We start from the raw sequence: 234 nt of genomic DNA, 5'->3' as shown, positions 1-234 counted from the left end.
GAGGCCGGACAGCAGCAGGAGCAGGCCGACGACGAGCGCCACCACGTAGGTCTTCCCCGTTCCGAGGCCCGGCGCGCGGTACCGGACGGAGGGGGCGAACACCAGGGCGATGCCCGCCACGACGAGCAGGCTGCTCGGGCTCAGGACGACCGGCGTCCCCGCCACGCGCCCGTCGACCCAGCCCCGCGTTCTCTCTGCCACGGGGGAAGGCTACGTGGCCGGGCCGTGCGACCC

The 234-nt window shown here is 75.2% G+C and carries 1 pseudogene; it reads right to left on the bottom strand.

What is annotated here, in order from left to right:
- A pseudogene (locus tag KVT14_RS21520) lies at nucleotides 1-201 on the bottom strand (peptidase M50); the annotation flags it as partial.
- Nucleotides 202-234: the final 33 nt, after the last annotated feature.

The sequence above is a fragment of the Cellulomonas sp. GbtcB1 genome, assembly GCF_019091725.1.
GTDB lineage: Bacteria > Actinomycetota > Actinomycetes > Actinomycetales > Cellulomonadaceae > Cellulomonas.
Note: the sequence above shows the minus strand (reverse complement) of the source record. Positions and strands in the feature narration are given on the sequence as shown.